General features: G+C 72.0%; 19 protein-coding genes and 1 tRNA gene. 8 read left to right on the forward strand and 12 right to left on the reverse strand.

Features of this window, described 5'->3' with window-relative positions; all coding sequences use genetic code 11:
* The first annotated feature begins 140 nt into the window (after positions 1–140).
* Positions 141–1,412, forward strand: coding sequence for a glycosyltransferase (locus IEZ17_RS29060; protein WP_189305282.1), 1,272 nt, complete (start codon positions 141–143; stop codon positions 1,410–1,412).
* Between the two features lie 212 nt (positions 1,413–1,624).
* Here IEZ17_RS29060 and IEZ17_RS29065 read toward each other — a convergent pair whose 3' ends face one another.
* The 3 genes from IEZ17_RS29065 to IEZ17_RS29075 form a co-directional block, all read right to left on the reverse strand.
* Positions 1,625–3,697, reverse strand: coding sequence for a bifunctional polysaccharide deacetylase/glycosyltransferase family 2 protein (locus IEZ17_RS29065; protein WP_506005266.1), 2,073 nt, complete (start codon positions 3,695–3,697; stop codon positions 1,625–1,627).
* A gap of 231 nt (positions 3,698–3,928) precedes the next feature.
* Positions 3,929–4,318: a hypothetical protein gene (locus IEZ17_RS29070; RefSeq protein WP_189305285.1), complete on the reverse strand. Its 390-nt coding sequence runs from the start codon at positions 4,316–4,318 to the stop codon at positions 3,929–3,931.
* Between the two features lie 345 nt (positions 4,319–4,663).
* Positions 4,664–5,539, reverse strand: a complete 876-nt coding sequence (locus IEZ17_RS29075; RefSeq protein ID WP_189305287.1) for a chitosanase — start codon at positions 5,537–5,539, stop codon at positions 4,664–4,666.
* A 296-nt stretch (positions 5,540–5,835) separates the two neighbouring features.
* Here IEZ17_RS29075 and IEZ17_RS29080 point away from each other — a divergent pair, with 296 nt between their 5' ends.
* Positions 5,836–6,219: a site-specific integrase gene (locus IEZ17_RS29080; RefSeq protein ID WP_229852760.1), complete on the forward strand. Its 384-nt coding sequence runs from the start codon at positions 5,836–5,838 to the stop codon at positions 6,217–6,219.
* 86 nt (positions 6,220–6,305) lie between these two features.
* Here IEZ17_RS29080 and IEZ17_RS29085 read toward each other — a convergent pair.
* The 7 genes from IEZ17_RS29085 to galU all read right to left on the reverse strand — a co-directional run bounded on the left by IEZ17_RS29085 (position 6,306) and on the right by galU (position 11,701).
* Positions 6,306–6,378 (reverse strand) — tRNA-Ala (locus tag IEZ17_RS29085).
* A 75-nt stretch (positions 6,379–6,453) separates the two neighbouring features.
* Positions 6,454–7,509: a divisome protein SepX/GlpR gene (gene sepX, locus IEZ17_RS29090; RefSeq protein ID WP_189305288.1), complete on the reverse strand. Its 1,056-nt coding sequence runs from the start codon at positions 7,507–7,509 to the stop codon at positions 6,454–6,456.
* A gap of 152 nt (positions 7,510–7,661) precedes the next feature.
* Entirely contained in the window at positions 7,662–8,285 is a 624-nt protein-coding gene (locus tag IEZ17_RS29095; RefSeq protein WP_189305290.1) for a GNAT family N-acetyltransferase, read from the reverse strand.
* Positions 8,286–8,299: 14 nt separating this feature from the next.
* Positions 8,300–8,800: a MogA/MoaB family molybdenum cofactor biosynthesis protein gene (locus IEZ17_RS29100; protein WP_189305293.1), complete on the reverse strand. Its 501-nt coding sequence runs from the start codon at positions 8,798–8,800 to the stop codon at positions 8,300–8,302.
* A complete protein-coding gene (moaC, locus tag IEZ17_RS29105) occupies positions 8,797–9,279 on the reverse strand; it encodes a cyclic pyranopterin monophosphate synthase MoaC (RefSeq protein ID WP_189305295.1) in 483 nt (160 codons plus the stop codon). The genes IEZ17_RS29100 and moaC overlap by 4 nt, the downstream gene beginning before the upstream one ends.
* Before the next feature lie 156 nt (positions 9,280–9,435).
* The gene (gene glp / locus IEZ17_RS29110) at positions 9,436–10,791 is read right to left on the reverse strand and encodes a molybdotransferase-like divisome protein Glp (RefSeq protein WP_229852761.1); all 1,356 of its coding nucleotides are present in this window, start codon (positions 10,789–10,791) and stop codon (positions 9,436–9,438) included.
* A 4-nt stretch (positions 10,792–10,795) separates the two neighbouring features.
* On the reverse strand, positions 10,796–11,701 hold the full coding sequence (gene galU, locus IEZ17_RS29115) for a UTP--glucose-1-phosphate uridylyltransferase GalU (RefSeq protein WP_189305299.1): 906 nt from the start codon (positions 11,699–11,701) through the stop codon (positions 10,796–10,798).
* 143 nt (positions 11,702–11,844) lie between these two features.
* Here galU and IEZ17_RS29120 point away from each other — a divergent pair, with 143 nt between their 5' ends.
* Complete coding sequence (locus tag IEZ17_RS29120; RefSeq protein WP_229852762.1) at positions 11,845–12,393, forward strand: 5-formyltetrahydrofolate cyclo-ligase; 549 nt, start codon at positions 11,845–11,847, stop codon at positions 12,391–12,393.
* A 326-nt stretch (positions 12,394–12,719) separates the two neighbouring features.
* On the opposite strand, the gene IEZ17_RS29125 is transcribed toward IEZ17_RS29120, so the two are convergent.
* On the reverse strand, positions 12,720–15,434 hold the full coding sequence (locus tag IEZ17_RS29125; protein WP_189305303.1) for a penicillin acylase family protein: 2,715 nt from the start codon (positions 15,432–15,434) through the stop codon (positions 12,720–12,722).
* A 189-nt stretch (positions 15,435–15,623) separates the two neighbouring features.
* Here IEZ17_RS29125 and IEZ17_RS29130 point away from each other — a divergent pair, with 189 nt between their 5' ends.
* The 5 genes from IEZ17_RS29130 to IEZ17_RS29150 all read left to right on the forward strand — a co-directional run bounded on the left by IEZ17_RS29130 (position 15,624) and on the right by IEZ17_RS29150 (position 21,849).
* Positions 15,624–17,150, forward strand: a complete 1,527-nt coding sequence (locus IEZ17_RS29130) for a potassium/proton antiporter (RefSeq protein ID WP_189305323.1) — start codon at positions 15,624–15,626, stop codon at positions 17,148–17,150.
* 362 nt (positions 17,151–17,512) lie between these two features.
* On the forward strand, positions 17,513–18,811 hold the full coding sequence (locus IEZ17_RS29135; protein ID WP_189305305.1) for an MFS transporter: 1,299 nt from the start codon (positions 17,513–17,515) through the stop codon (positions 18,809–18,811).
* A gap of 204 nt (positions 18,812–19,015) precedes the next feature.
* Entirely contained in the window at positions 19,016–19,357 is a 342-nt protein-coding gene (locus IEZ17_RS29140) for an FmdB family zinc ribbon protein (RefSeq protein WP_189305307.1), read from the forward strand.
* Between the two features lie 147 nt (positions 19,358–19,504).
* Positions 19,505–20,338, forward strand: coding sequence for an S-methyl-5'-thioadenosine phosphorylase (locus IEZ17_RS29145; protein ID WP_189305309.1), 834 nt, complete (start codon positions 19,505–19,507; stop codon positions 20,336–20,338).
* Positions 20,339–21,384: 1,046 nt separating this feature from the next.
* A complete protein-coding gene (locus IEZ17_RS29150) occupies positions 21,385–21,849 on the forward strand; it encodes an MscL family protein (protein ID WP_229852763.1) in 465 nt (154 codons plus the stop codon).
* Positions 21,850–21,889: 40 nt separating this feature from the next.
* On the opposite strand, the gene IEZ17_RS29155 is transcribed toward IEZ17_RS29150, so the two are convergent.
* The gene (locus IEZ17_RS29155; RefSeq protein ID WP_189305313.1) at positions 21,890–22,156 is read right to left on the reverse strand and encodes a hypothetical protein; all 267 of its coding nucleotides are present in this window, start codon (positions 22,154–22,156) and stop codon (positions 21,890–21,892) included.
* Positions 22,157–22,743: the final 587 nt, after the last annotated feature.

Consider the following 22,743-nt stretch of genomic DNA (forward strand, 5'->3'; position numbering starts at 1 on the left):
CTCTCCCCAAAGCCGCCCCTTCCGACGCCGACCGGGCCCGCCACGCCCCCGGCCCGCTCCGAGCCGACCACATCCGCCCCGCCCGCACCACCTCCCCCCAAAGCCTGACCACCCCCCGCCCCGACCCGAGGCCGCATACCGTGCAGATCCTGATCACCGCCGCCGGCTCCTATGGCGACATCGCCCCGTACACCGGAGTGGGCGCCCGCCTCCGGGCCGCCGGCCACCACGTCACCCTCGCCACCCACGACACCTTCGCCCCCCTCGTACGCGCCGCCGGCCTGGATTTCCGCAGCCTCCCCGCCGACCCGCGCGGCCCCCGCCCCGCCGACGGGCAGACCCCGGACCCGGCACCCACCACCCGACGGGCCCTGATGCGCCGGGCCGCCGCCTTCATCCGCCAACTGGGCACCGGCATGGCCGAGGCCGCCGCACCCGGCACCGACCTGCTGCTCCTCTCCACCACCACCGCCCCGCTCGGTGCGCACCTGGCCGAGGCGCTGGACATCCCCTCCCTCGGCCTCGCCCTTCAGCCCACCGCCCCCACCGGCGACTTCGCCCCGGTCGTCAACGGCAGCCGCTCCCTGGGCCGTTGGGGCAACCGCGCGGCCGGCCGGCTCTCCCTCCGCATCGTCGACCACCTGCACGCCGACGCCACCCGCGACCTCCGCTCCCGCCTCGGCCTGCCGCCCGCCACCCCCCGCACGATCCGCCGCCGCACCGAGGCCGCCAACCGGCCCGTCCTGCACGGCTTCAGCGAACTCCTCGTCCCCCGCCCCCGGGACTGGCGCCCCGGCCTGGACATCGTCGGCAACTGGTGGCCCCACCTCCCCGCCGGCTCCCAACTCCCCGCCACCCTGGAGCACTTCCTCGCCGCCGGACCGCCCCCGGTCTACATCGGCTTCGGCAGCATGGCCGCCGGCGAGGGCGAACGCCTCGGCGCCCTCGCCGTCCGCGCCCTCCGCCGCGCCAAGGTCCGCGGCATCCTCCAGTCCGGCTGGGCCGGCCTCACCGCACCGGACGCCACCACCCCCGACGTCCTCACCATCGACGAGGTCCCGCACGCCCTGCTCTTCCCCCGCGTCGCCGCCGCCGTCCACCACTGCGGCGCCGGCACCACCGCCGCGGCCCTCCGCGCCGGCATCCCCACCGTCCCCGTCCCGGTCACCGCCGACCAGCCTTTCTGGGCCGCCCGCCTGCACACCAGGGGCGCCGCCACACCCCCCATCCCCTTCACCGCCCTCACCCGCACCCTCTCCCCCGACGACGCCGCCACCCGCCTCGCCGCCGCCCTCACCCAGGCCACCGCCACCCCCGCCCTCCGCGCCCGCGCTCAGCACGCCGCCCACCGACTGGCGGCGGAAGACGGCCCGGCGGCAGTCGTCGGAGCGGTCGCCGGCATCGCGGGATGACCGCACCGCACCGCGCCACGCCGAACCGCGGACACGCCCCGCACGCCACACGCCAAAGCCCCCATCGGGACTTCCCGTTGGGGGCTCGTGCCGATGCGTTCGCGGCAGGCCCAGTTGTACCGGCTCTTGGGCGACGAGGAGGCGAGCGCGGCTGCCACGGCCGAGGCGCAGGCGAACTGGCGCGAGTCGGCCGCGATCACCCTCGCCTGCCGTCAGCCCCCCGCCCCCGTTGCCGGTGACAGCGGTGGTTCCTGGTGGGAGCCGTAGCGCTCCATGCGCTGCCAGCGCAGGCGGCTGCCGGACAGGGCCGTGGCGACCGACTGGACTACCACGAGGTACATCAACTGGCGGTAGACGAGCTGCTGGAACGGCAGACTCCACAGCGGTCCGAGCCGTTCGCCGTCGAGGCGGAACGCATAGGCCCCGGTGACGACCTGGATGAGCAGGAACGAGCACCACAGCAGCAGCACGTGGACGGGGTCGAGGAAGATCAGCCCGTACACGCTCAGCACGTCGACCAGGGGCGCGAACAACGGCAGCAGCACCTGGAAAAGCAGCAGGAAGAGCAGCCCGCGACGGCCGAAGGTGCCGGCTGCGCCGCTCTGGCGGACGGCGCCGCGGTGCTTCCACATCGCCTGGAGGGTCCCGTAGCACCAGCGGTAACGCTGCCGCCACAGGGCGCCGAGGGAAGCGGGAGCCTCGGTCCAGGCGATGGCCTTCTCCTCGTAGACCACGCGCCAGCCGTTACGCCAGATCGCCATGGTGAGGTCGGTGTCCTCGGCGAGTGTCGCCTCGGAGACACCGCCGACGCGCACCAGCGCGGCCCGCCGCCAGGCACCGATCGCGCCCGGCACCGTGGGCATGCACCGGGCCAGGTCGAAGAGCCGCCGGTCCAGGTTGAAGCCGACGACGTACTCGATGTGCTGCCAACGGCCCAGCAGGCCGCCCCGGTTGACGACCTTGGCGTTGCCGGAGACCGCTCCGACCTGCGGGTCGGAGAACGGCTGCACCAGATGGCGGACCGCGTCCGGCTCGAAGACCGTGTCGCCGTCCATCATCACCACGATCTCGTACGACGCGGCGGCGATCCCCGTGTTGAGCGCGGCGGGCTTGCCCGCGTTCCGCTGGCGGATCACCCGTACGCCCGGCAGGCCGAGTGCCTCGACGATGTCGGCGGTGCCGTCGCTGGAGCCGTCGTCCACGACGATGATCTCGATCGGGTGGTCGGAGGCGATCAGGGACCGGACGGTCGCCTCGATACCGGCCGACTCGTTGTAGGCCGGCACGATCACCGACACCGGTTCGGTGACCGGCACTCCCCACGCCTTCCTGGCCTGCCGCCGGTGCCTGGCTGCGGCGATCATGGAGATCACCGCGCGCAGGATGCCCAGCAGTCCGGCGAAGAGCAGCAGCACGTCGAGTCCGTTGAGGCCCCAGAGCGCCCCCTTGAGCAGCCACAGCAGCCCGACGCCGAGCAGGTGCTCGCCGGTCGAGGACGGGCGGTTGGCGTCGGCGAGGTGGAATGCCTGGCTGACCGTCTGGAAGCGGTAGCCGCGCGCCTGGAGGCGCGGGATCAGTGTGTCCAGCGCGGCCACGGTCTGTGCGCGGTCACCGCCGGCGTCGTGGAAGAGGACCACCTGGCCGGTGGACCCGGGAGGGGTGGCGTTGCGGACGATCTTCTGCACGCCCGGCTTCTGCCAGTCCTCGCTGTCCTGGGTGACGAGCACGGTCAGGTAGCCCAGCTTGCCGAGCTGCCGCATCGTGGCCCAGTCGGCGTTGCCCACCGCGTCGGCGCTGGACGAGTACGGCGGGCGGAAGAGGTTGCTGGTGACACCCGCGGCGCCGGCCACCGTGAGCTGGTCCTCGCGCATCTCCATCGTGCGCTGCCAGCTGGGCAGGCTGGGCAGATAGGGGTGGGTGAAGGTGTGCAAGCCGAGTTCGTCGTGGTCCTTCGCCATCCGGGCGGCCAGCTCGGGGTGTGTGGCCACGCCGGTGCCCACGAGGAAGAAGGTCGCGGGCACGTGGTGCCGTTCCAGCGTCGCCAGGACCTTGGGGGTCCAGGTCGGGTCCGGGCCGTCGTCGAAGGTGAGCACCACGGTGTGCGCAGGCGGCGTGAGCGAGACCGGTTTGGATCCGCTTGCCGAGATCACCGGGCCGCCGTTCTCGACCGAGGGCGGCACCTGGTCGACAGGTCCCTGCGGAGGGTTCCCGCCATCGTCCTCGAAGCCGAACATGTGCTGTGTGTAGCCCTCGATGAGCAGTGTGAGGGTGAGGGTCAGCACCATGGTCACCAGCAGCACCCAGTGGGTGCGCACCGGCGTTTCGCGGGCGGTACGGCCACGCTGTGGAGAAGTGGTCACATCGGTGATTTCTGGATGGGTGACGAGTTCTGGAACTGATCGGCTTGCGGGGGAAGTGCCGAGGGAGGAAGGGCTGCGCGGCGCTGCAAGAAGTCGGTGGGGGACTGCGGGGCGCGGCCCAGGGATCCAGAAGTTCCTGGCGGATCGTCAGGCGGGTCAGAGCGTGCCGTGGGTGGGCAGGAAGGAGGGCGTCGCAGTCGGGGTCTGCTTCGGGTGCGGGGACGGCTTGTGGCCGGGGGACGGTTTGTGGCTCTCGGACGGCTTCGGGTGCGGGGAGGGTTTCGCGGTCGGGGACGGTTTCGCCGTCGAGGGCGACTTCCCCTTGGCGGACGCGCCGCCGACGGCCTTCGACACCGCCCTCGGGCCGGGGCTCCGATGCCGCTGGACGGTGGGTGTGGCCGTGGGGGATGTCCGGGCCCGGGGCGTCTTGTGCGCGGCGACGGCGCCCGGCTTCGGCCGCATGGGGTGCGGCAGCAGCGCCGGCAGGGTCGGGCCGCCCAGGAGGGTGCTGACGAGCAGGGCGACGTAGGCCACTGCCGGAGCCACCAACGCGGCCACCAGGATGCGCAGCCGTCTGCGGCGGCCACCCGACGCGTCGACGAATATGGGTTTGGGAGTGAGGCGCCGTATCGGTCTGCCGCTCAGACGCAGCGTGTCATCGGCGGGCTCGGCCGGGGAGCCAGCCGCAGCAGGCCCCTGAGAGGGAACATCTGGAGACGTGGACGCCGCAGGCATCACTTCGTCCCGGGCGGGCGCCTCGCGCTCCGGAATGGTCTGCACAAGATCCGGACACTAGTGGCTGAGAACGTGCGTGCGGTAGAGGAGTCGTTAAGCCCGCGAAAAGAGTCAGCAAAGCTGACGACCGGGGCCACGGTGGTGGCGGGAAGTGTGTCAGTCCTGCGGTTTGCTGATGGAGATCTTGAAGTCGGCGCTCACGGTCAGCGGAGCCTTCAGATCCCACTCGCCGTGGTCCGCGAGCTCCTGTAGCGCCTGCGACCGGTCGACCGCCTGCGGCCAGTCGTTCTTGCGGTCGGGAGTGCAGGGGTGCTTCATGTGCTGCTGGCGGACGGCGTTGAACCGGGCCAGCCACTTCGCCTCGTTCACACCGGAGGCCGGGTTGCCCCCGAGGACCTTGTCGGTCTCCTGGGCGATCTTCACCATGCCGTCGCAGTCGCCGGAAGCCTGGCCCATCATCAGGCCGGTGTCGAAGAGGTTCTCCAGACCCAGTGCGCTCTTCACCCCCTCCTGCGCGCTCAGCTTCATGGCCGGGGTGAGGTACGTGGCGTGTCCCACCTTGATCTGTAGCCTCCGGAAGGCCGGGTCCAGGGCCGCCTTCTTCCAGTCGCGCACGAACGCCTCGCCCAGCGCGCCGGTGTCCTCGCTCCCCGAGTCGGCCAGTCGCTGAAGCACGGCGGTGTACTTCGCGAGCACGTTGTGGGGTGCGACGGCGTTGTACGACTTGACCAACCCCAGCATGTCGCCGCTCTGGCTACAGAACCCGACCCACCCCGCCGTGTAGCCACAGCCGTCGTGCAGATCGGTGATGTAGGCGTACTGCGGAACGGTGGCACCGTTCTCGAACACCGCGGTGATGTCATCCATCATCAGGGTCGCCGCCGGACCCGCCGCGGGCGTCGCCGGAGCACCCCCGGCCGTACCGCCGGCCGTACCGTCGGCCTTGTCGGCCGTACCGGACGTGCAGCCACCCACGGTGAGCACCGCACCGAGGACGACGAGCATGGTGCGACGTATTCTGGTCAACTCCACGAACTGCTCCGAACTGTTCCTTGCTGACTGCGCCGGCTCACTGAAGAGCTCCCGCTCACGGAGAAACCGCGAGCAGCAGGCCTGATCAATTACCGCTTGCTTCTTCTTGCCCTGGGTCTTGCCGGGGACCTTAGCGTGCTGGGTTTTTCCCGGTCTGGCTGGCAGGCGCGTGCGCCGGAGCGGTCGACGGTGGAACAGCAGCCCCAGCGCATCGCCCGACAGCTCGTACATGCCGCGACGAAGACCGAGGCTGCAACGGCGGTGCTGCCCCTGCCTGACATCTGCGTGACCTCTGCGTGACGGCCCATCGGCTTCGACGGAAGGCTCAGGAGGCAGCCAAGAAGTCGGCCGGTGAACCGCGGTCGGACTCCGGGTCCGCGTTCACCACGCGCTACGGCACTCCAGTCGAACCGCGGGACCGCGACCGGGAGTTCGACGCCCGGTCGGCCGATGCCGGCGTTCGACGGATCCGGCTGCACGACACACGCCCCACGTGTGGATCGCTGCTCGCCGCGCTCGACGTGCCCCCCTGGATCGCGATGCAGATCCTGCGGCACAGCAAGATCGCCGTCACCATGGAGCTCTACCCGCACGTGCCCTCCAAGTCGACGCGGAAGGCGTTGCGCAATGCGCCGCGGAAGCTCGGCAGGCATCTCGGGAACACGGCGGATCCCCAGTAGTTGGTGTACTTCGCTGCTGCACGGCGCGAAAAAGCCCCCACCAGATCATCCCGGCGGGGGCTTTGTCGTGCTTGCTACTACTGCGGTGGACCTGAGGGGACTCGAACCCCTGACCCCCTCGTTGCGAACGAGGTGCGCTACCAGCTGCGCCACAGGCCCTTGCGACGAGTGAAACTCTAGCATCTCCGTCGCGGTGCTCGGAAATCGCTTCCGGTGCTGGTCAGCGGAGGGCCGTCACTCGTTCGCCGCGCGGGGGCGGTCCTCGTCCTCGTACTGGTCGAAGAGCGGGGTGCGACCGCGGACGCGGCGCCCGGGGTGGGTGGGGCGGTCCTGGGAACTGTCGGGCTGGGGGTGATCGGGGGCGGCGCTGGAGCGGGCGGAGCTCCAGGCGTCCTCGGCGTCCAGGTCGACGTGGCTGGTGGCCCGGGGGGCGACCGGGGCGGTGACGTAGGTGGGCAGGGGTACCGGTACGGGCTCCCAGCTGCCGGAGGTCGAGCGCGGGCGCTCGCGCTCGCGTTGCTGGTCGACCCACTCGGCGTGGTCGGTCTCCTCGACGAGGGCGCGGCGGCCGGCGGTCTGCGCGGGGGTCGCGGAGCGCGGGGGCTCCAGGGCGGGGTCGGCGGCGTCAGCGCGGAGGGCGGGCTGCTGGTCGGCGGCGGGCGGCTGGTCGGCCGCCTGCGGAGGGCGGGGCCGACCCTCCCGCAGTCGCTGAGCTGCCGCCTCCGCCTTGCGCTGATCCATGGTGAAGGTGAAGCGCCGCCGCTCCTGGGCCCGCAGATAGACGATGTACGCGGTCAGGAGGATGGCGGGGAGGGCGGGGGCCCAGAGGAAGGGCAGGCCGCCCACGGCCGCGGCGACGGCGCCGGCGGTGAAGGCGAGGAAGAGGATGGTGATGGTGCGCCGGCGACGGGCGAGGACCTTGGCGCGCTTGGTGCGGTCGGCGGGGGTGGGGCGCGGCGGGGCCGCCTTGGGGCGGGCGGGGGCGGCGCCGGCGGGCGGCGCCGGGGCCGCTGCGGGGTCGCCGAAGGTCCGAACGCCGACCGGGCCGTCCGGGCCGTCCACGGCGTCCGGGTCCTGCTCGTCGCCCGCATCGCCGGCGGGGCACGCCTCCTGCTCCTTGTCGTAGCGGCGCTGCATGGCCGCGCGCCCGGACAGGAGCCGGATGGCAGTGCTGAAGCGCTCGGTCGGACGGGCCTCGTTGAGCTCGTCCTGCCTACGGAGCCACATCGGCACCAGGTAGGCGGCCCAGGCCCCGACGATGACTGCGTAGATGAGGCCGCTGCTTCTCACAACTCACACGGTAGAGGGGTTTGCGTGGGGCCATCCGCCAATTGGGCCGGTGTGTCGCACGATCTGGCTGATATCTCGAACTTTTTTTGTGATTGTTGCGATGGCCCCGTGATGAATCCGGTGTCGTTCGCGCACTAATTCGAACGGATTTTTCATTTGTGGGATGCGCCGGGTGTTCCCGGCGTACTGGGTTTCTGCCGCCGCCAGCGGTTGAGGAGGCCCTCGGGCACTTCCTCCGCGGTGAGCGCGAAAACCGCGTGGTCACGCCAGGCGCCGTCGATGTGGAGGTAGCGCGGGCGGAGGCCTTCTTCGCGGAAGCCGAGCTTTTCCACCACGCGACGGCTCGGGGTGTTTTCCGGCCGAATGCAGACCTCGATGCGGTGCAGTCCCACGGTGTGGAAGCAGTGGTCGACGGCGAGCGCCACGGCGGTCGGCATGACGCCGCGGCCGGCGACTTCGTGGTCGACCCAGTAGCCGATATGGCCCGAGCACATCGAGCCCCATGTGATGCCGGCGACGGTGAGTTGCCCGACGAGCCGGCCGCGGTATTCCACGACGAACGGCAGCATCCGGCCGGCGTGCGCCTCGGCACGCAGATGCCGGACCATCTGACGGAACGTCGGGCGGTGCGGCACCGGGAGGCCGGGCGGGGGCGGCGGGACGGTGGCTTCCCAGGGGCGCAGCCAGTCGCGGTTACGGCGGTTGACCTCCCGCCAGGGGCGCTGGTCGCGCAGCTTTATCGGGCGGAGGGAGATGTCTCCGTCCGTCAGGACCACCGGCCAGGGCGCGTTCAGCTGGGGCTCCCGGAGGGTCTGGGGTGGTCGCCGCCGTGGATCTGGTCGACGGCGTGCGGGAGGAGGTCGGCGAGGACGGCGAGCCCGTCGCGTACGCCGCCCGTCGAGCCCGGCAGGTTGATGATCAGGGTCCGGCCGGCGACGCCCGCCAGTCCGCGGGAGAGGGCCGCGGTGGGGACCTTGGCGCGGCCGGCGGCGCGGATCGCCTCGGGGATGCCGGGGACCTCGTAGTCCAGGACCCGGCGGGTGGCCTCGGGGGTGCGGTCGGTGGGCGAGATGCCGGTACCGCCGGTGGTCAGGACGACGTCGTAGGACTCGGCGGCTGCGGCGCGCAGGGCGGCTTCCACCGGGTCGCCGTCGGGGACGACCCGGGGGCCGTCGACGGTGAAGCCCATGGCGGTCAGGCCGTCGGCGAGCAGCGGGCCGCCCTTGTCCTCGTACACGCCGGCGGCGGCGCGGTTGGAGGCGGTGACGACCAGGGCGCGGGCGGGTCTCACGACCGGCTCCAGTCGCCGGACTTGCCGCCGGTCTTCTCCTCGACGCGGATGTCGGAGATCACCGCGGCCTTGTCGACGGCCTTGACCATGTCGACGACGGTGAGCGCGGCGACGGACACCGCCGTCAGGGCCTCCATCTCGACGCCGGTGCGGTCGGTGGTCCGGACCGTGGCGGTGATCTCGACGCCGTCGTCGGCGACGGCGAGGTCCACCGTGACCCCGGAGACGGCGAGCGGGTGGCAGAGCGGGATCAGCTCGGGGGTGCGCTTGGCGCCCATGATGCCGGCGATCCGGGCGGTGGCCAGGGCATCGCCCTTCGGCATCCCCTCACCCCGCAGCAACGCGATGACCTGCGGCGATACCAGGACCCGGCCGCGGGCGCGGGCGGTGCGGGCGGTGACGTCCTTCGCCGTGACGTCGACCATCCGGGCCGCGCCCGACGCGTCGATATGGGTGAGGTGTTGCTGGCCGCTGCTCATCGTTCTCCCGGTCCAAACTGCCGCCTGTGGGACGACACCGTACCCCCGGGGGCTACCGGGCACCCGCCGCGGGCTTCCTCTTACCGGTATACGACTTCCCGTTGCCGGTGGGCGACTTCTCCCCTGCGGCCTCTCCCCTGGCGGTGCGGCCGGCGCTCACCGGTGGCCGAGCAGGATGACCTCCACGGTGGCGTCCGCGGGCACCTCGGTGAGGTCCTCGGGGACGACGATCAGCGCGTCGGAGTGGGCCATCGCCTTGATCAGGTGGGAGCCGCTGCCGCCCACGGGGGTGACCGTGCCGGCGACCGGGTCGTAGGTGCCGCGCAGGAACTGCCGCCTGCCCTTGGGGGAGGAGCCGATGGCCCGGGTGCAGCGGGCGCGGGCGGTGGGGCGGTGGACGTCGGGGTGGCCCATGAGCGTACGGATGACGGGGCGGACGAAGAGCTCGAAGGAGACGTAGGAGCTGACCGGGTTGCCGGGCAGGGCGAGCAGCGGGATGCGGTCGGCGCCGATGAGGCCGAAGCCCTGGGGCTTGCCGGGCTGCATGGCGAGCTTGCGGAACTCCACCCGGCCGGTGACGGCGGGACCGGAGGATCCGTTCGGCGCCGCGTCCGCGGCCAGGTCGGCCAGGGTCTCCTTGACGACGTCGTACGCGCCGACGCTGACGCCGCCGCTGGTCACCAGGACGTCGGCCCGGGCGAGCTGGTCCTCCAGGGTGGCGCGGAGGGTGCCGGCGTCGTCGGCGACGGCGCCGACGCGGTAGGCGACGGCACCTGCCTCGCGGGCGGCGGCGGTGAGCTGGAAGCTGTTGGAGTCGTGGATCTGGCCGGGGCCCAACGCCTCGCCGGGCTGGACCAGTTCGCTGCCGGTCGACATCACGACGACCCGGGGGCGGGGGCGGACCCGTACGGTGCCGCGGCCGATGGCGGCGAGCAGGCCGATCTGCGAGGGGCCCAGGACCGTGCCCGCGGGCAGCGCCGGCTCGCCCGCCGCGACATCGCTGCCGCGCCGGCGGATATGGGCGCCGGCGGTGGCCGGGCGGTGCACCCGGACCTCGCCGGACGCGTCCTGGGGCGCGGCGCTGCGCGCGCGCATCGTGGCGGCCGGCCCCCGGCCCGTGCCGCCGTCGGTCCATTCGACGGGGACGACGGCGTCGGCGCCGGGCGGCACCGGGGCGCCGGTCATGATGCGGGCGGCCCGGCCGGGGCCGACGGCGGGGAGCTCGGCGCTGCCGGCGGCGACGTCGCCGATGACGGTGAGGACCGCCGGGGCGCTCTCGGTGGCGTCCGCGACGTCGGCGACGCGGACCGCGTAGCCGTCCATGGAGCTGTTGTCGAACGGCGGCAGCGGCAGCGGGACGGCGATGTCCTCGGCGAGGACGCAGCCCTGGGCGTCGAGCAGCTGCCGCTCGGCCGGCTCCAGCGGGCGGACCGCCGCCAGGACGTCGGCGAGGTGCTCGGCCACCGACCAGACGCGGTCCGGGTGGCTGGTCTGGCCGGTGGTGCCGTTCAACGTCCTACATCTCCTCGGTGACGTAACTGCGCAGCCAGGCCCGGAAGTCGGGGCCCAGGTCTTCACGTTCGCATGCCAGTCTGACAATGGCACGCAGATAGTCGCCGCGGTCGCCGGTGTCATAGCGGCGGCCCTTGAAGATCACGCCGTGCACCGGGCCGCCCAGCCCCGTGTCGGCGGCCAGCGCCTGGAGGGCGTCGGTGAGCTGGATCTCGCCGCCGCGGCCCGGGTCGGTCTTGCGCAGCACCTCGAACACGGCCGGGTCGAGGACGTAGCGGCCGATGATGGCGAGGTTGCTGGGCGCCTCGCCCGGCTCGGGCTTCTCGACCAGGTCGGAGACGGTGACCACGTCGTCGTCGCCGGTGGGGGCGGCGGCTGCGCAGCCGTAGAGGTGGATGCTGGCGGGGTCGACCTCCATGAGGGCGATGACCGAGCCGCCGTGCTGTTCCTGCACCTCTATCATCCGGCGCAGCAGGGGGTCGCGGGGGTCGATGAGGTCGTCGCCCAGGAGGACCGCGAAGGGCTGGTCGCCGACATGGGGGGCGGCGCACAGCACGGCGTGGCCCAGGCCCCTGGGGTCGCCCTGCCGTACGTAGTGGATGGTCGCCAGGTCGCTGGATTCCTGGACCTTGGCGAGGCGGGATCCGTCGCCCTTGCGGTGCAGCGCCTCTTCGAGCTCGTAGTTGCGGTCGAAGTGGTCCTCCAGGGGGCGCTTGTTGCGTCCGGTCACCATGAGGACGTCGGAGAGTCCGGCCGCGGCTGCCTCCTCCACGACGTACTGGATGGCGGGCTTGTCGACGACCGGGAGCATCTCCTTGGGTGTGGCCTTCGTCGCCGGCAGGAAGCGGGTGCCGAGCCCTGCGGCCGGGATGACAGCCTTGCTGATCCGTGCGTGCGATGGGGTGGTCATGCGCGCCACCCTAACCGGGCCGATCGGCACGATGATGAGGGTCCGGTTAAGAGAGCATGAGAGACCGAGCGAGGCCACAGGTGAGCGTTGACCACGAGAGAAAGCGCAGGTTGCGGCGGGATCTCCTGGAGGTGAGGAGATCGTTGCCGCCGGATGTCGTCGCGAAGCGGGGCGCCGCGCTGGCCCGCCGGGTGCTGGAGCTGGACGAGCTGCGGGCGGGCTCTCCGGAGGGCGCCGCGCCGACCGTCGCGGCGTATGTGTCGATCGACGGCGAGCCGGACACCCGGTCGCTGCTCGACGCGCTGCGGGCGGCCGGGGTGCGGGTGCTGCTGCCGGTCCTGCTGCCGGACAACGACCTGGACTGGGCGGTGTACGAGGGCGCCGAGCACCTGGTGCCGGCGGGCTGGGGGCTGCACGAGCCGGACGGGGAGCGGCTGACGCCGGAGGCCGTCACGCGGGCGGACGTGGTGCTGCTGCCGGGGCTGGCGGTGGACCGTACGGGGCTGCGGCTGGGGCGCGGCGGCGGCTCGTACGACCGGGTGCTGGCGCGGCTGGAGGGGGCCGGCGCGCGGACGTCGCTGGTGGTGCTGCTCCACGACGACGAGGTGCTGGACGAGGTCCCGGCGGAGCCGCACGACCGCCGGGTGCATGCAGCGGTGACCCCGTCGGGAGTGCACCGCTTCCGGCACTGAGCGGCGGGGCGGCGGAGCGGCCGGGCCGCCGAGCGGACGGACCGGCGGGCGGCCCGGTGGCCGGGGGCGCCGGAAGAACCGGAAGAACCAGAGGAACCAGAAGAAAGCGAAGTAGGGGGAGAAAGGGGAGAAGGGGAAGGCTGCGGGATGCGGTGGGAGTCCGAAGGCCGCGGCAAAAACGCGTCGAAGGAGCCCGGGGAAAGGCCGAAAACCGCCGAACTCCCGTGCCCCGTAACGCGGTCGGGCGGGCCGGAGGGTTCCGGCCCGCCCGATGGCGGTGGCGCTCGCCGCGGCGGCGCGGCGCGTCCTTACGGCGACGGCATCCCTTACGGCGACAGCGTCAGCGTCTCCTTGCCCGCCTTCTTCACGGCGTCTTCGCCGAACGCCCAGGGGAGGAGTTCGCCCTTGGCCCACTTGTCGGTCTGGTCGTAGTAGTGGGCGCTGTAGGCGTGACCGGAGGCGCCGGTGAGGTTGATCCAGCGGGACTTGTCGAGGTCGGCGAGGTTGACGATCATCCGCATGGACGGGACCCAGGTGACCTTGTAGCCGCCGGAGGCGTTCCAGCCGGTGGCGTCGACCGCGGCCTCACCGCCGCCGAGGTTCCACGGGCCGCGGTTGAACAGGCCCTGGAGGAAGCCCGGCCCGTCCTTGCCGAGGGTCTGGTTCGTGAGGTCCATCTGGTGGAGCCGGCCCCAGGTCCAGTTGTCGATGTTCTTGCCGAGCTTGGAGGTCAGCTCGTAGCGGGCGTCCTTCATGGCCTGCGCGAGGAGCTGGTCGCGGTTCTTGAGGCCGGGGTGGCCGGGCCGGTCCTCGGTCTTCCACCAGGCGTTGTTGGGGTCGTCGAGGATGTTCCGGACGACCTCGTACCAGCGGTCGCCGCCGTCGGGCTGGGCGGAGTCGCCGGCCCGCTGGCCGCATTCGCGGACCAGCTTGTTCTGGTCGTCGGCGGGGCCGGTGTCGCTGGCCGGGCGGACGTAGAGGCACTGGCCCTGGACGCGCAGCTCCTTGGGCATCTTGTTGCCGAAGGCGAGCTTGAGGGTGTTGCGCCAGACGGCGTTGAAGTACGCGGCGGCGGCGGAGTCGGGCTCCTGGGTGAAGTCCCAGCCGCTGAGCAGCTGCTGGGCGTCGCGGACGTACTTGTCCTTGATGTCGATCTTCGTCAGGTAGGGGGTCAGCAGCCGGGCGATCTCGCTGCTGTTGTCCTTCTGGAAGGTCTGCATGTCGTCGGTGGAGACCTTGCCGCCGTCCTTGATCTTGGACTCGATGAGGTCGTTGATCCGCTGGCTGCGGGTGCCGTAGCCCCAGTCCTTGGTGATCAGGTAGGGGTACTTCTCGTCGGTGACGGCCTGGTTGGCGGTGACGATGAAGCCGCGCTTGGGGTTGTACTCGTACGGCAGCGCGCTCTGCGGGATGTAGCCGGTCCACTGGTAGGCGGGGTCCCAGCCGGGGGCCGGGTAGCTGCCGTCGCCCTTGCCGCGGACCGGGATCTTCCCGGGCATCTGGTAGCCGATGTTGCCCTTGGTGTCGGCGTAGATCAGGTTCTGGGAGGGGACCTCGAAGTCGGCGGCGGCCTTGCGGAAGTCCGTCCAGTCCTTGGCCCGGTCGGCCCCGAAGATGGCGTCCATGGTCTTGCCGGGGTCCAGGGCGGTCCAGCGCAGCGATACGGCGTAGCCGTCGCCGCGGTCGGGGGCGCCGTTGGCCACCGGGGCGTCCTTGCCGACGCCGGCCAGCTCGTCGTCGCGGTCGGAGACGATCGGGCCGTTGTTGGTGGCGCGGACGGTGATCTGGCGGCTCTCCCCGCCGGCGACCTTGATGGTCTCCTTGCGCGTGACGAAGGGCTGCTGCTTGCCGTCGTAGAGGTACCCGTCGGCGGTGATCTTCTCCAGGTACAGGTCGGTGACGTCCGCACCGAGGTTGGTCATGCCCCAGGAGATGTTCTGGTTGTGGCCGATGACGACGCCGGGCATCCCGGAGAAGGTGAAGCCGGCGACGTCGTAGTTGCACTTGGGGCCGGTGGTGCGGCAGTGCAGGCCCATCTGGTACCAGAGCGAGGGCATCTGCGGTGCCAGGTGCGGGTCGTTGGCGAGCAGCGGCTTGCCGGTGGTGGTGTGATCACCGGAGACGACCCAGGAGTTGGAGCCGATGCCGTTGCCGTTGGGGCCGAGCAGCGCCGGGATCTTGTCGAGGGTGGTGGACAGCGCGGAGAGCTGCGCGTGGACGCGCGCGCCGGCGGCGCCCGGGGCGCCGGCGGAGGTGGTGCCGGCGGCGGCCTTGGGGTCGAACTCCTTGGTGGCCGGGTCGACCGCGCCGCCGTCGACGACCGGCCGGTTCCGCTGGTACGGGTAGGCCGGGTAGAGCTGGTTGATCTGGGCCTGCGTGAACCGGCTGGTCATCAGGGCGCGGTCGATCTCGTCCTTCATGTTGCCGCGCAGGTCCCAGGCCATCGCCTTGAGCCAGGCCACCGAGTCGACCGGGGTCCACTTCTCGGGCTTGTAGTCGTTCTGGAAGCCGAGCGCCGCGTACTCCAGGGACAGCGCCGAGCCCTGATGGTCCTTGAGGTAGGCGTTGACGCCGTCGGCGTACGCCTGGAGGTTCTTCTTGGTGTCGGCCGAGAGCTTGGTGTCGTATTCCTTCTGCGCCACGTCGTGCCAGCCGAGGGTCCGCAGGAACTCGTCGCTCTTGACCTGACTCTTGCCGAACATTTCCGAAAGCCGGCCGGCGGTCATGTGCCGGCGGACGTCCATCTCCCAGAACCGGTCCTGGGCCTGGACGTATCCCTGGGCGCGGAAGAGGTCCTGGTCGGTGTCGGCGTAGATCTGCGGGATGCCGTTGGCGTCGCGCACCACGTCCACCGGGTCGGTCAGGCCCAGGAGTTTGAGCGACCCGGTGGTCTCCGGGAAGGACGCGCGTACGGTGCTGACGCTCCAGTACGCGCCGAAGCCGACGCCCGCCACGAGCAGCAGCACGACCGTGAGCGCGACGAGGCGGCCACGCCGCCCCTTCTTCTTTTTGGGGGCCGGTCCGGACTTGTTGGCGGGCATCTCTGTCCTTCGAGGGGCAGGGTGGGAGTGCTGGAGCAACCATAGGCGCACGGCCTGTGCGACCCCTACGCGGAGTCACCACCGGCACATTAAACTTTCAAGCAATGGTAAATTGTTAGGGTCAGTAACTAGATACGGTAAGGACCACTCACCCGTCCGCCCCGATCCCGTGCGAGGAAGGATCAGCTCCTGACTGTCGAACACCTCAACGAACTCCTGCTGATCTGCTCGCTCGTACTGCTCGTCGCTGTTGCCGCGGTACGGCTCTCCTCGCGCAGCGGGCTCCCCAGCCTGCTCATCTACCTGGGGATAGGCATCGCCATAGGGCAGGACGGCATCGGCGGCGTCGTCTTCGGCAACGCCGAACTGACCCAACTCCTGGGCTATGCGGCCCTGGTGGTGATCCTCGCCGAGGGCGGCCTGGGCACCAAGTGGAAAGAGATCAAACCGGCGCTGCCCCAGGCGGCGGTGCTCTCGACGTTCGGCGTCGCGGTGAGCGTGGGGGTCACCGCGGCCGGCGCGCACTACCTGGCCGGGCTGGAATGGCGCCAGGCCCTGCTGATCGGCGCGGTGGTCTCCTCCACGGACGCCGCGGCCGTCTTCTCCGTCCTGCGCAGCGTGCCGCTGCCGTCCCGGCTGACCGGTGTCCTGGAGGCCGAATCAGGCTTCAACGACGCCCCTGTCGTCATCCTCGTCGTCGCCTTCTCCACTGCCGGCCCGATCGAGCACTGGTACGTCCTCCTCGGCGAGATAGCGCTGGAGCTGGCGATCGGCGCCGCCGTCGGACTGGCCGTCGGCTGGCTCGGCGCGTACGGCATGCGGCACGTGGCACTGCCCGCCTCCGGCCTCTACCCGATCGCCGTGATGGCCATCGCCGTCTCCGCGTACGCGGCCGGCGCACTGGCGCACGGCTCCGGCTTCCTCGCCGTCTATCTGGCCGCGGTCATCCTCGGCAACGCCAAGCTCCCGCACGCCCCGGCCACCCGCGGCTTCGCCGAAGGGGTCGGCTGGATCGGCCAGATCGGGATGTTCGTGCTGCTGGGCCTGCTGGTCACCCCGCACAACCTGCTCGACGACATCGTGCCGGCGCTGCTCATCGGCATGATCCTGACGCTCGTGGCCCGGCCGCTGTCCGTCTTCACCTCGCTGCTGCCGTTCGGGATGCCGTGGCAGGAGAAGACGCTGCTGTCCTGGGCCGGGCTGCGCGGCGCGGTGCCGATCGTGCTGGCCACCATCCCGATGGTGAGCGATGTCCCCGGCAGCGAGACGGTCTTCAACATCGTCTTCGTCCTGGTCGTCGTCTACACCCTCATCCAGGGGCCGACCCTGCCGTGGCTGGCCCGCCGGCTGCGGCTCGGCGAGGGCGAGGAGGCCGCCGACCTGGGCATCGAGTCGGCGCCCCTGGAGCGGCTGCGCGGCCATCTGCTGTCGACCTCGATAGGGCCCGTCTCCCGGATGCACGGCGTCGAGGTCGGCGAGCTCCGGATGCCGGCGGGCGCCGCGGTCACCCTCGTCGTACGGGACGGCGCCAGCTTCGTGCCCTCCCCGAGCACCGTGCTGCGGCGCGGCGACGAGCTGCTGGTGGTCGCCACCGACCCGGTGCGCGACGCGGCCGAGCGGCGGCTCCAGGCCGTCTCGCAGGGCGGCAAGCTGGCCGGCTGGCTGGGCACCGGCGCGCCCCGGGGAGGGGCCGAGCGGCGCCCGCGGCGCGGCTGAGCCGGCGCGCACAGCTCGGCCGGGGCCGGCACCGCGCCCGGCCCGGCTTGCCCCGCCCGGCCGCGAATGTGCTCTATCTCTCCACGGATCCCAAGGAAATCCCGGTGAAGCCCTGGTTAATCCCAGGGCTTCACCGCTTTCGACCTGTAGTATGAAGACAGAAATTTGACGGATTACGAACCACCTCTGCCTGACGCAGAGCTGGCGCGACCGCTCGGCGGCCGCGGTCCTCTGCCACACGCAGCCACCCCTCAGGTGCGGACCACGCGGTATCACTCGGTCCTGCGCGAGAGGACAGCTCTCGGCGCGTACCCGTGACGACCTCGCGGGGCAGCGCTACCAGGCGGCAGAAAGGCCCGGCCGTGGCATCCGCGGTCAAGGACTCCCGTCCCGGTTACGGACGTCTGCTGCGCACCCCCGGAGCATGGACGTTCCTGCTGCCCGGCTTCCTGGCCCGGCAGCCGTTCGCCATGCTGACCATCGGCATCGTGCTGCTCGTCCAGTCCACCACCGGCTCCTACGGCACCGCCGGCACGGTCTCCGCCGCCACCGGCGTCTCGATGGCGCTGTTCGCCCCGCAGGGCGGCAAGCTCGCCGACCGCTTCGGCCAACGCGCCGTCCTCATCCCCGGCGTCCTGGTGCACGTCGCCGGCGTCTCGGCTCTGATCACCCTGGCCCTCGCGCACGCCCCCCTGTGGGCGCTGCTCGCGGTGGCCGTCCCCACGGGCGCCTCGACGCCGCAGGTCGGCCCGATGGTGCGGGCCCGCTGGGCGGCGAAGCTGGGCGGCAGCCCGCTGATGCCGACGGCCGCCGCCTTCGAGTCGGTGACCGACGAGTTCACCTTCGTCGTCGGCCCGGTGCTGGCGACCGCGCTGTGCACCGGTATCCACCCGGCCGCCGGCCTGGTCGCCGAGGCCGCGCTGTCACTGGCCGGCGGCCTGCTGTTCGCCTCCCAGCGGCGCACCCAGCCGCCCGTCCACCGGGGTCGGGCCGACGACCGATCCCGCGTCTCGGCGCTGTCCGTCCCCGGCGTCCGCGTCCTGATCGTGGCGTTCCTCGGCATCGGCTCCGTCTTCGGCGGGATGCAGGTCTCGCTGACCGCGCTCACCGAGCACATCGGGCAGCCCGGCATCAACGGCGTCCTCTACGGGATCTTCGCGGGCGGCAACATGCTCGCCGGCATCGCCTGCGGCGCCATCGCCTGGAAGGTCGGCCCGCGCCGCCGGCTGCTGGTGGCCTACGGGCTGCTGGCGCTGGCCACCACCCCGCTGTGGACGGTGACGTCGGTGCCGCTGCTGGGCGCCGCCGGCCTCGTCGTCGGCCTGTGCATCGCCCCCGCGCTGATCACCGGCTACACCCTCGTCGAGTCGCTGGTCCCGGCCGCCGCCCGCACCGAAGCCTTCACCTGGCTGACCGGCGCGGTCGCGCTGGGCCAGGCCGCCGCGGCCACCTCCGCCGGCCAGCTGGCGGACCGCTTCGGCCCGAGCGCCGGGTTCCTGGTGCCGCTGGCCGGCACCGCGCTGGCGCTGGTCGTGCTGCTGGCGCTGCGGACGCACCTGCTGCCGCGGTCCTCGAAGGTGGTCGCCGGGTCGGCCGACGACGCCGCGGACGTCTCCGGGCCGGTCCGCGACGACCACGACCGCGAGCTGGCGAACGCCTGACGGGCCGCCGGGCCGGACGTCCGAAACGTCCGGCCCGGCGCCCGACCAGCTGCGGGAGCGGCCCCGGAGACCGGCGCCGAGCCGGACGGGAGCCGGACGTGGAGTCGGTCACCGTATGCCGGCCACGGTGGACTGATGCGCGGGAATACTGCAATATGGAGCGTCGTTAGCACTCAATGAGTGAGAGTGCCAGGAGGAAGTCAAGTGCCGACCTATCAGTACCAGTGCACCGCGTGCGGCGAGGGCCTTGAGGCCGTGCAGAAGTTCACCGACGACGCGCTCACCGAGTGCCCCAGCTGCAACGGACGCCTCAAGAAGGTGTTCTCCGCGGTCGGCATCGTCTTCAAGGGCTCGGGCTTCTACCGCAACGACAGCCGCGGCTCGTCGTCCAGCAGCAGCCCCGCCAAGAGCTCCTCCTCGTCGACCGGCTCGTCGTCCTCGACGTCCTCGTCCGACTCCTCGTCGAGCGGCTCCTCGGACAGCAAGCCGTCGGCCGCGGCGTCCGCCGGCACCTCGGGCTCGGCGAGCACCAGCTCCGCCGCCTGACCTCAGCTTCTCCGGACCCCGCCGCCCCCGCCAGAGGGGGCGGCGGGGTCCGCTGCGTCGCGGGGCGCGGGCCGGCCGCCCCGCTCGTCCCGCCCGTTCCCCTGGTCCCCGGCCGGCCCGCCACCGCACCCCGATAGTGTGACCGGCATGGCAGACGCGGAGATTGGCGTAATCGGCGGGTCGGGGTTCTACTCGTTCCTCGACGACGTGACCGAGATCACGGTGGACACCCCCTACGGGCCCCCGAGCGACTCCCTGTTCCTGGGCGAGATCGCCGGCCGCTCCGTCGCCTTCCTGCCCCGGCACGGCCGCGGCCACCACCTCCCGCCGCACCGCATCAACTACCGCGCCAACATGTGGGCGCTGCGCTCCCTCGGCGTCCGGCAGGTCCTCGGCCCGTGCGCCGTCGGCGGCCTGCGCCCCGAATACGGGCCAGGGACCCTCCTGGTCCCCGACCAGCTCGTCGACCGCACCAAGGGCCGCGTCCAGACCTACTTCGACGGCGAACCGCTCCCCGACGGCAGCATCCCCAACGTCGTCCACCTCACCTTCGCCGACCCGTACTGCCCCACCGGGCGCCGGGCCGCCCTCACCGCCGCCCGCGGCCGTGACTGGGAACCCGTCGACGGCGGCACCCTCGTCGTCATCGAGGGCCCCCGCTTCTCCACCCGCGCCGAATCGCGCTGGCACGCCGCCCAGGGCTGGTCGGTGGTCGGCATGACCGGCCACCCCGAAGCCGTCCTGGCCCGCGAAATGAGCCTCTGCTACACGTCGTTGACGCTGGTCACCGACCTGGACGCGGGCACCGAGACCGGCGACGGCGTCTCCCACGAGGAAGTCCTCAAGGTCTTCGGCGAGAACGTCAGCCGGCTCCGCGACGTCCTCTTCGACACCGTCGCCGCCCTCCCCGAGAACACCGCCCGCGACTGCCTGTGCACCGACGCGCACCAGGGGTGGGACCTGGGCATCGAGCTGCCGTAGCGGCGGGGGTGCCGGGGCCAGGGGAGCCGGGCACCGGGGTACCGCGGCGCCGGGAGGCGTCGGCGAGGTACCGGCGAATACACCGGCGAGGAGGGGCTCACGGCCCCTCCCGGGTGACGGGGTTATCCACAATCCCGGGTCTGTCCACAGCGCGGAGCGAGCGGCGGCGGAATGCGGCACGGTGATGTTCACCGGGCCCGAACGGCGGGCCCGGGAAGCCGATTCCCCACCCGCAGGCGGTGATCACCATGCCCCGTCCCTCCCCCGACCCACGCGCCCCCGTCCCCGGTCCCGCGCTCATCCCTCCGCCCTTCCCGGCGCCCCCGCTCCCCACTCCCCCTCGATGTGAAGTGCCGCACTTCCCACCGGTACGGGTGGCCGGCGCCCGCACCCGAGGGCGGCGGGCCCACCGGCAGCGCCTGCTCACCGCCGCCCTGGCGATCACCGCCGCAGCACTGGCCACCGGCGTATCGAACGGGCCCGTACGAGCCGCCACCACGCCCGCCTGCCCCGCGGCGACTCCACCCGCCGGGGGTCGGTGATCATGTCTGTCCCGCCGACTCCGCCCCAAGATCGAGTGGCGTCCCCGTCCGACGCACGGAAAACTTCTCCGGGTGGCGGGGCACCCGCGCGCCTCTTACGAAGGCGCGCCCGCACCACCGATACCGACGCCGCTATCGATACCGCCGAACCCCTCGCCGTCGCGATCGCCGAACCGACGACCGACCCGACGGCGGCTCCTCTCGCACCCGGGACGACCGTTCCGGTCACCGTACGAACCCCACCGCGGGCTCATCCACCCCCTACGGTCCACCGCCCCACGGCCCGCCCCCGCACGAACCGCTGCCATATCGCCCGGACCCGCACCGACGCGCCGGTCGATCGCTGGTTCGTGTTGCGCGATTGGACATCCCTGCCCCGCCCTGCCGTAAGTTGCGGTGCCGATTGTCGGTGCACCGTCCGGAGCAAGCGTGGAAAGAGGCTGTCAGGTGAGCGAGAAAAAGGGCGAGAACAAGGGCGTCCTCCAGGGATTCAGGGAATTCCTGATGCGCGGCAACGTCATCGAACTCGCCGTTGCGGTCGTGGTCGGTGCGGCGTTCACGAGCATCGTCACCTCGGTGGTCAAGGGCGTCATCAACCCGATCGTGGGTGCGCTCGGCTCGAAGAACCTCGACAACTACCAGGCCTGCCTGACCACGTGCACCGTGGACAAGAAGACCGGCCAGTTCACCGACGGCATCTACATCCTGTGGGGCTCGGTGCTCAGCGCGGCGCTGACCTTCCTGATCACCGCGGCGGTCGTCTACTTCCTCATGATCCTTCCGATGAACAAGTGGAAGGCCCGCCAGGACGCCAAAAAGCCGGTCAGCGACACCCCGGCGGCACCCACCGAGATCGAGCTGCTCACCGAGATCCGGGACGCCCTGCTCGCCCAGCGCAACGGCACCTCCGCGGCACCGGGCGCGGCCTCGGCGGCGGGCACCATCATCAGCCAGAAGACGCAGCAGTAGCGGGCACCCGCGGTCGGCACACGCCGCCCCCTCGCCTCGCTCAGAGGTGGTGGGGCGGCTTTTCGTCGAGGAAGCGGGCGAGGTCGGCCGCACTGTCCGCGGACGCCGGGCGCTCACCCCAGCCGCGGTCGGTGTCGTCCGAGGACTGCCGGCTCAGCGGATCGTCGAAGATCAGAGCCGCCGCACCCCGCGGCGCCGGACGCACCGGGGGTGCGCTCGCCGGGGTCGGGGTCGGGGCCGGGGTCGGTGCCTCGGTCTCGGCTGCTCCGTCCTGGGAAGCCGCTTCGGGTTCGGGCGTGGTGCTCACCCCCTCAGGGTACGGGCGCCCAGGACACGGACGACCGGACGGCCATGGCGAGCGGGGTCCGCCGCGGGAAGCAGGGCGCTACGGGGAGCAGGGTCCGCCGGTCGGCGTGGGGCGGGGGCGGGAGGCGGGGGCCGGCCGGGCCGGATGGGGTCGGCGGGGTCGGATGGGGTCGGCGGGGTCGGATGGGGTCGGCGGGGTCGGATGGGGTCGGCGGGGATGCTCGTCAGGTGGCTCATGGGGAGGCGCGTAGGACAGCTCATCGGGCACCGCGCCAGGTATTTCGGGACGCCGGGTGCGGGCCTTACGGGGTCGCGGCGGTGAGCCTCGGCGTCCGCGCCGTACTTGCCGTACCCGCCGTCCTCTAGGCCCCCCTGTCGTGGGTGGGTATCGGGTGCGGGCGGTTGGCATTGTGCGGACGGGTCGGGGGGCCGTGCTCGGCGTGGTTCCGGCGGAGAGGACGGCTGCGGTCGGTACCGGGGAGGGGATGGGGGTGGTGTGAGCGGTGCCGGCGGCTTTGGCGGTCGGTCATGGATCTTGAGCTTTCTGGTGGTGGGGGCGGGCGAACAACTCCTGGCGGGGGGGTGAGC

The sequence above is a fragment of the Streptomyces albospinus genome, from assembly GCF_014648695.1.
Lineage (GTDB): Bacteria > Actinomycetota > Actinomycetes > Streptomycetales > Streptomycetaceae > Streptomyces > Streptomyces albospinus.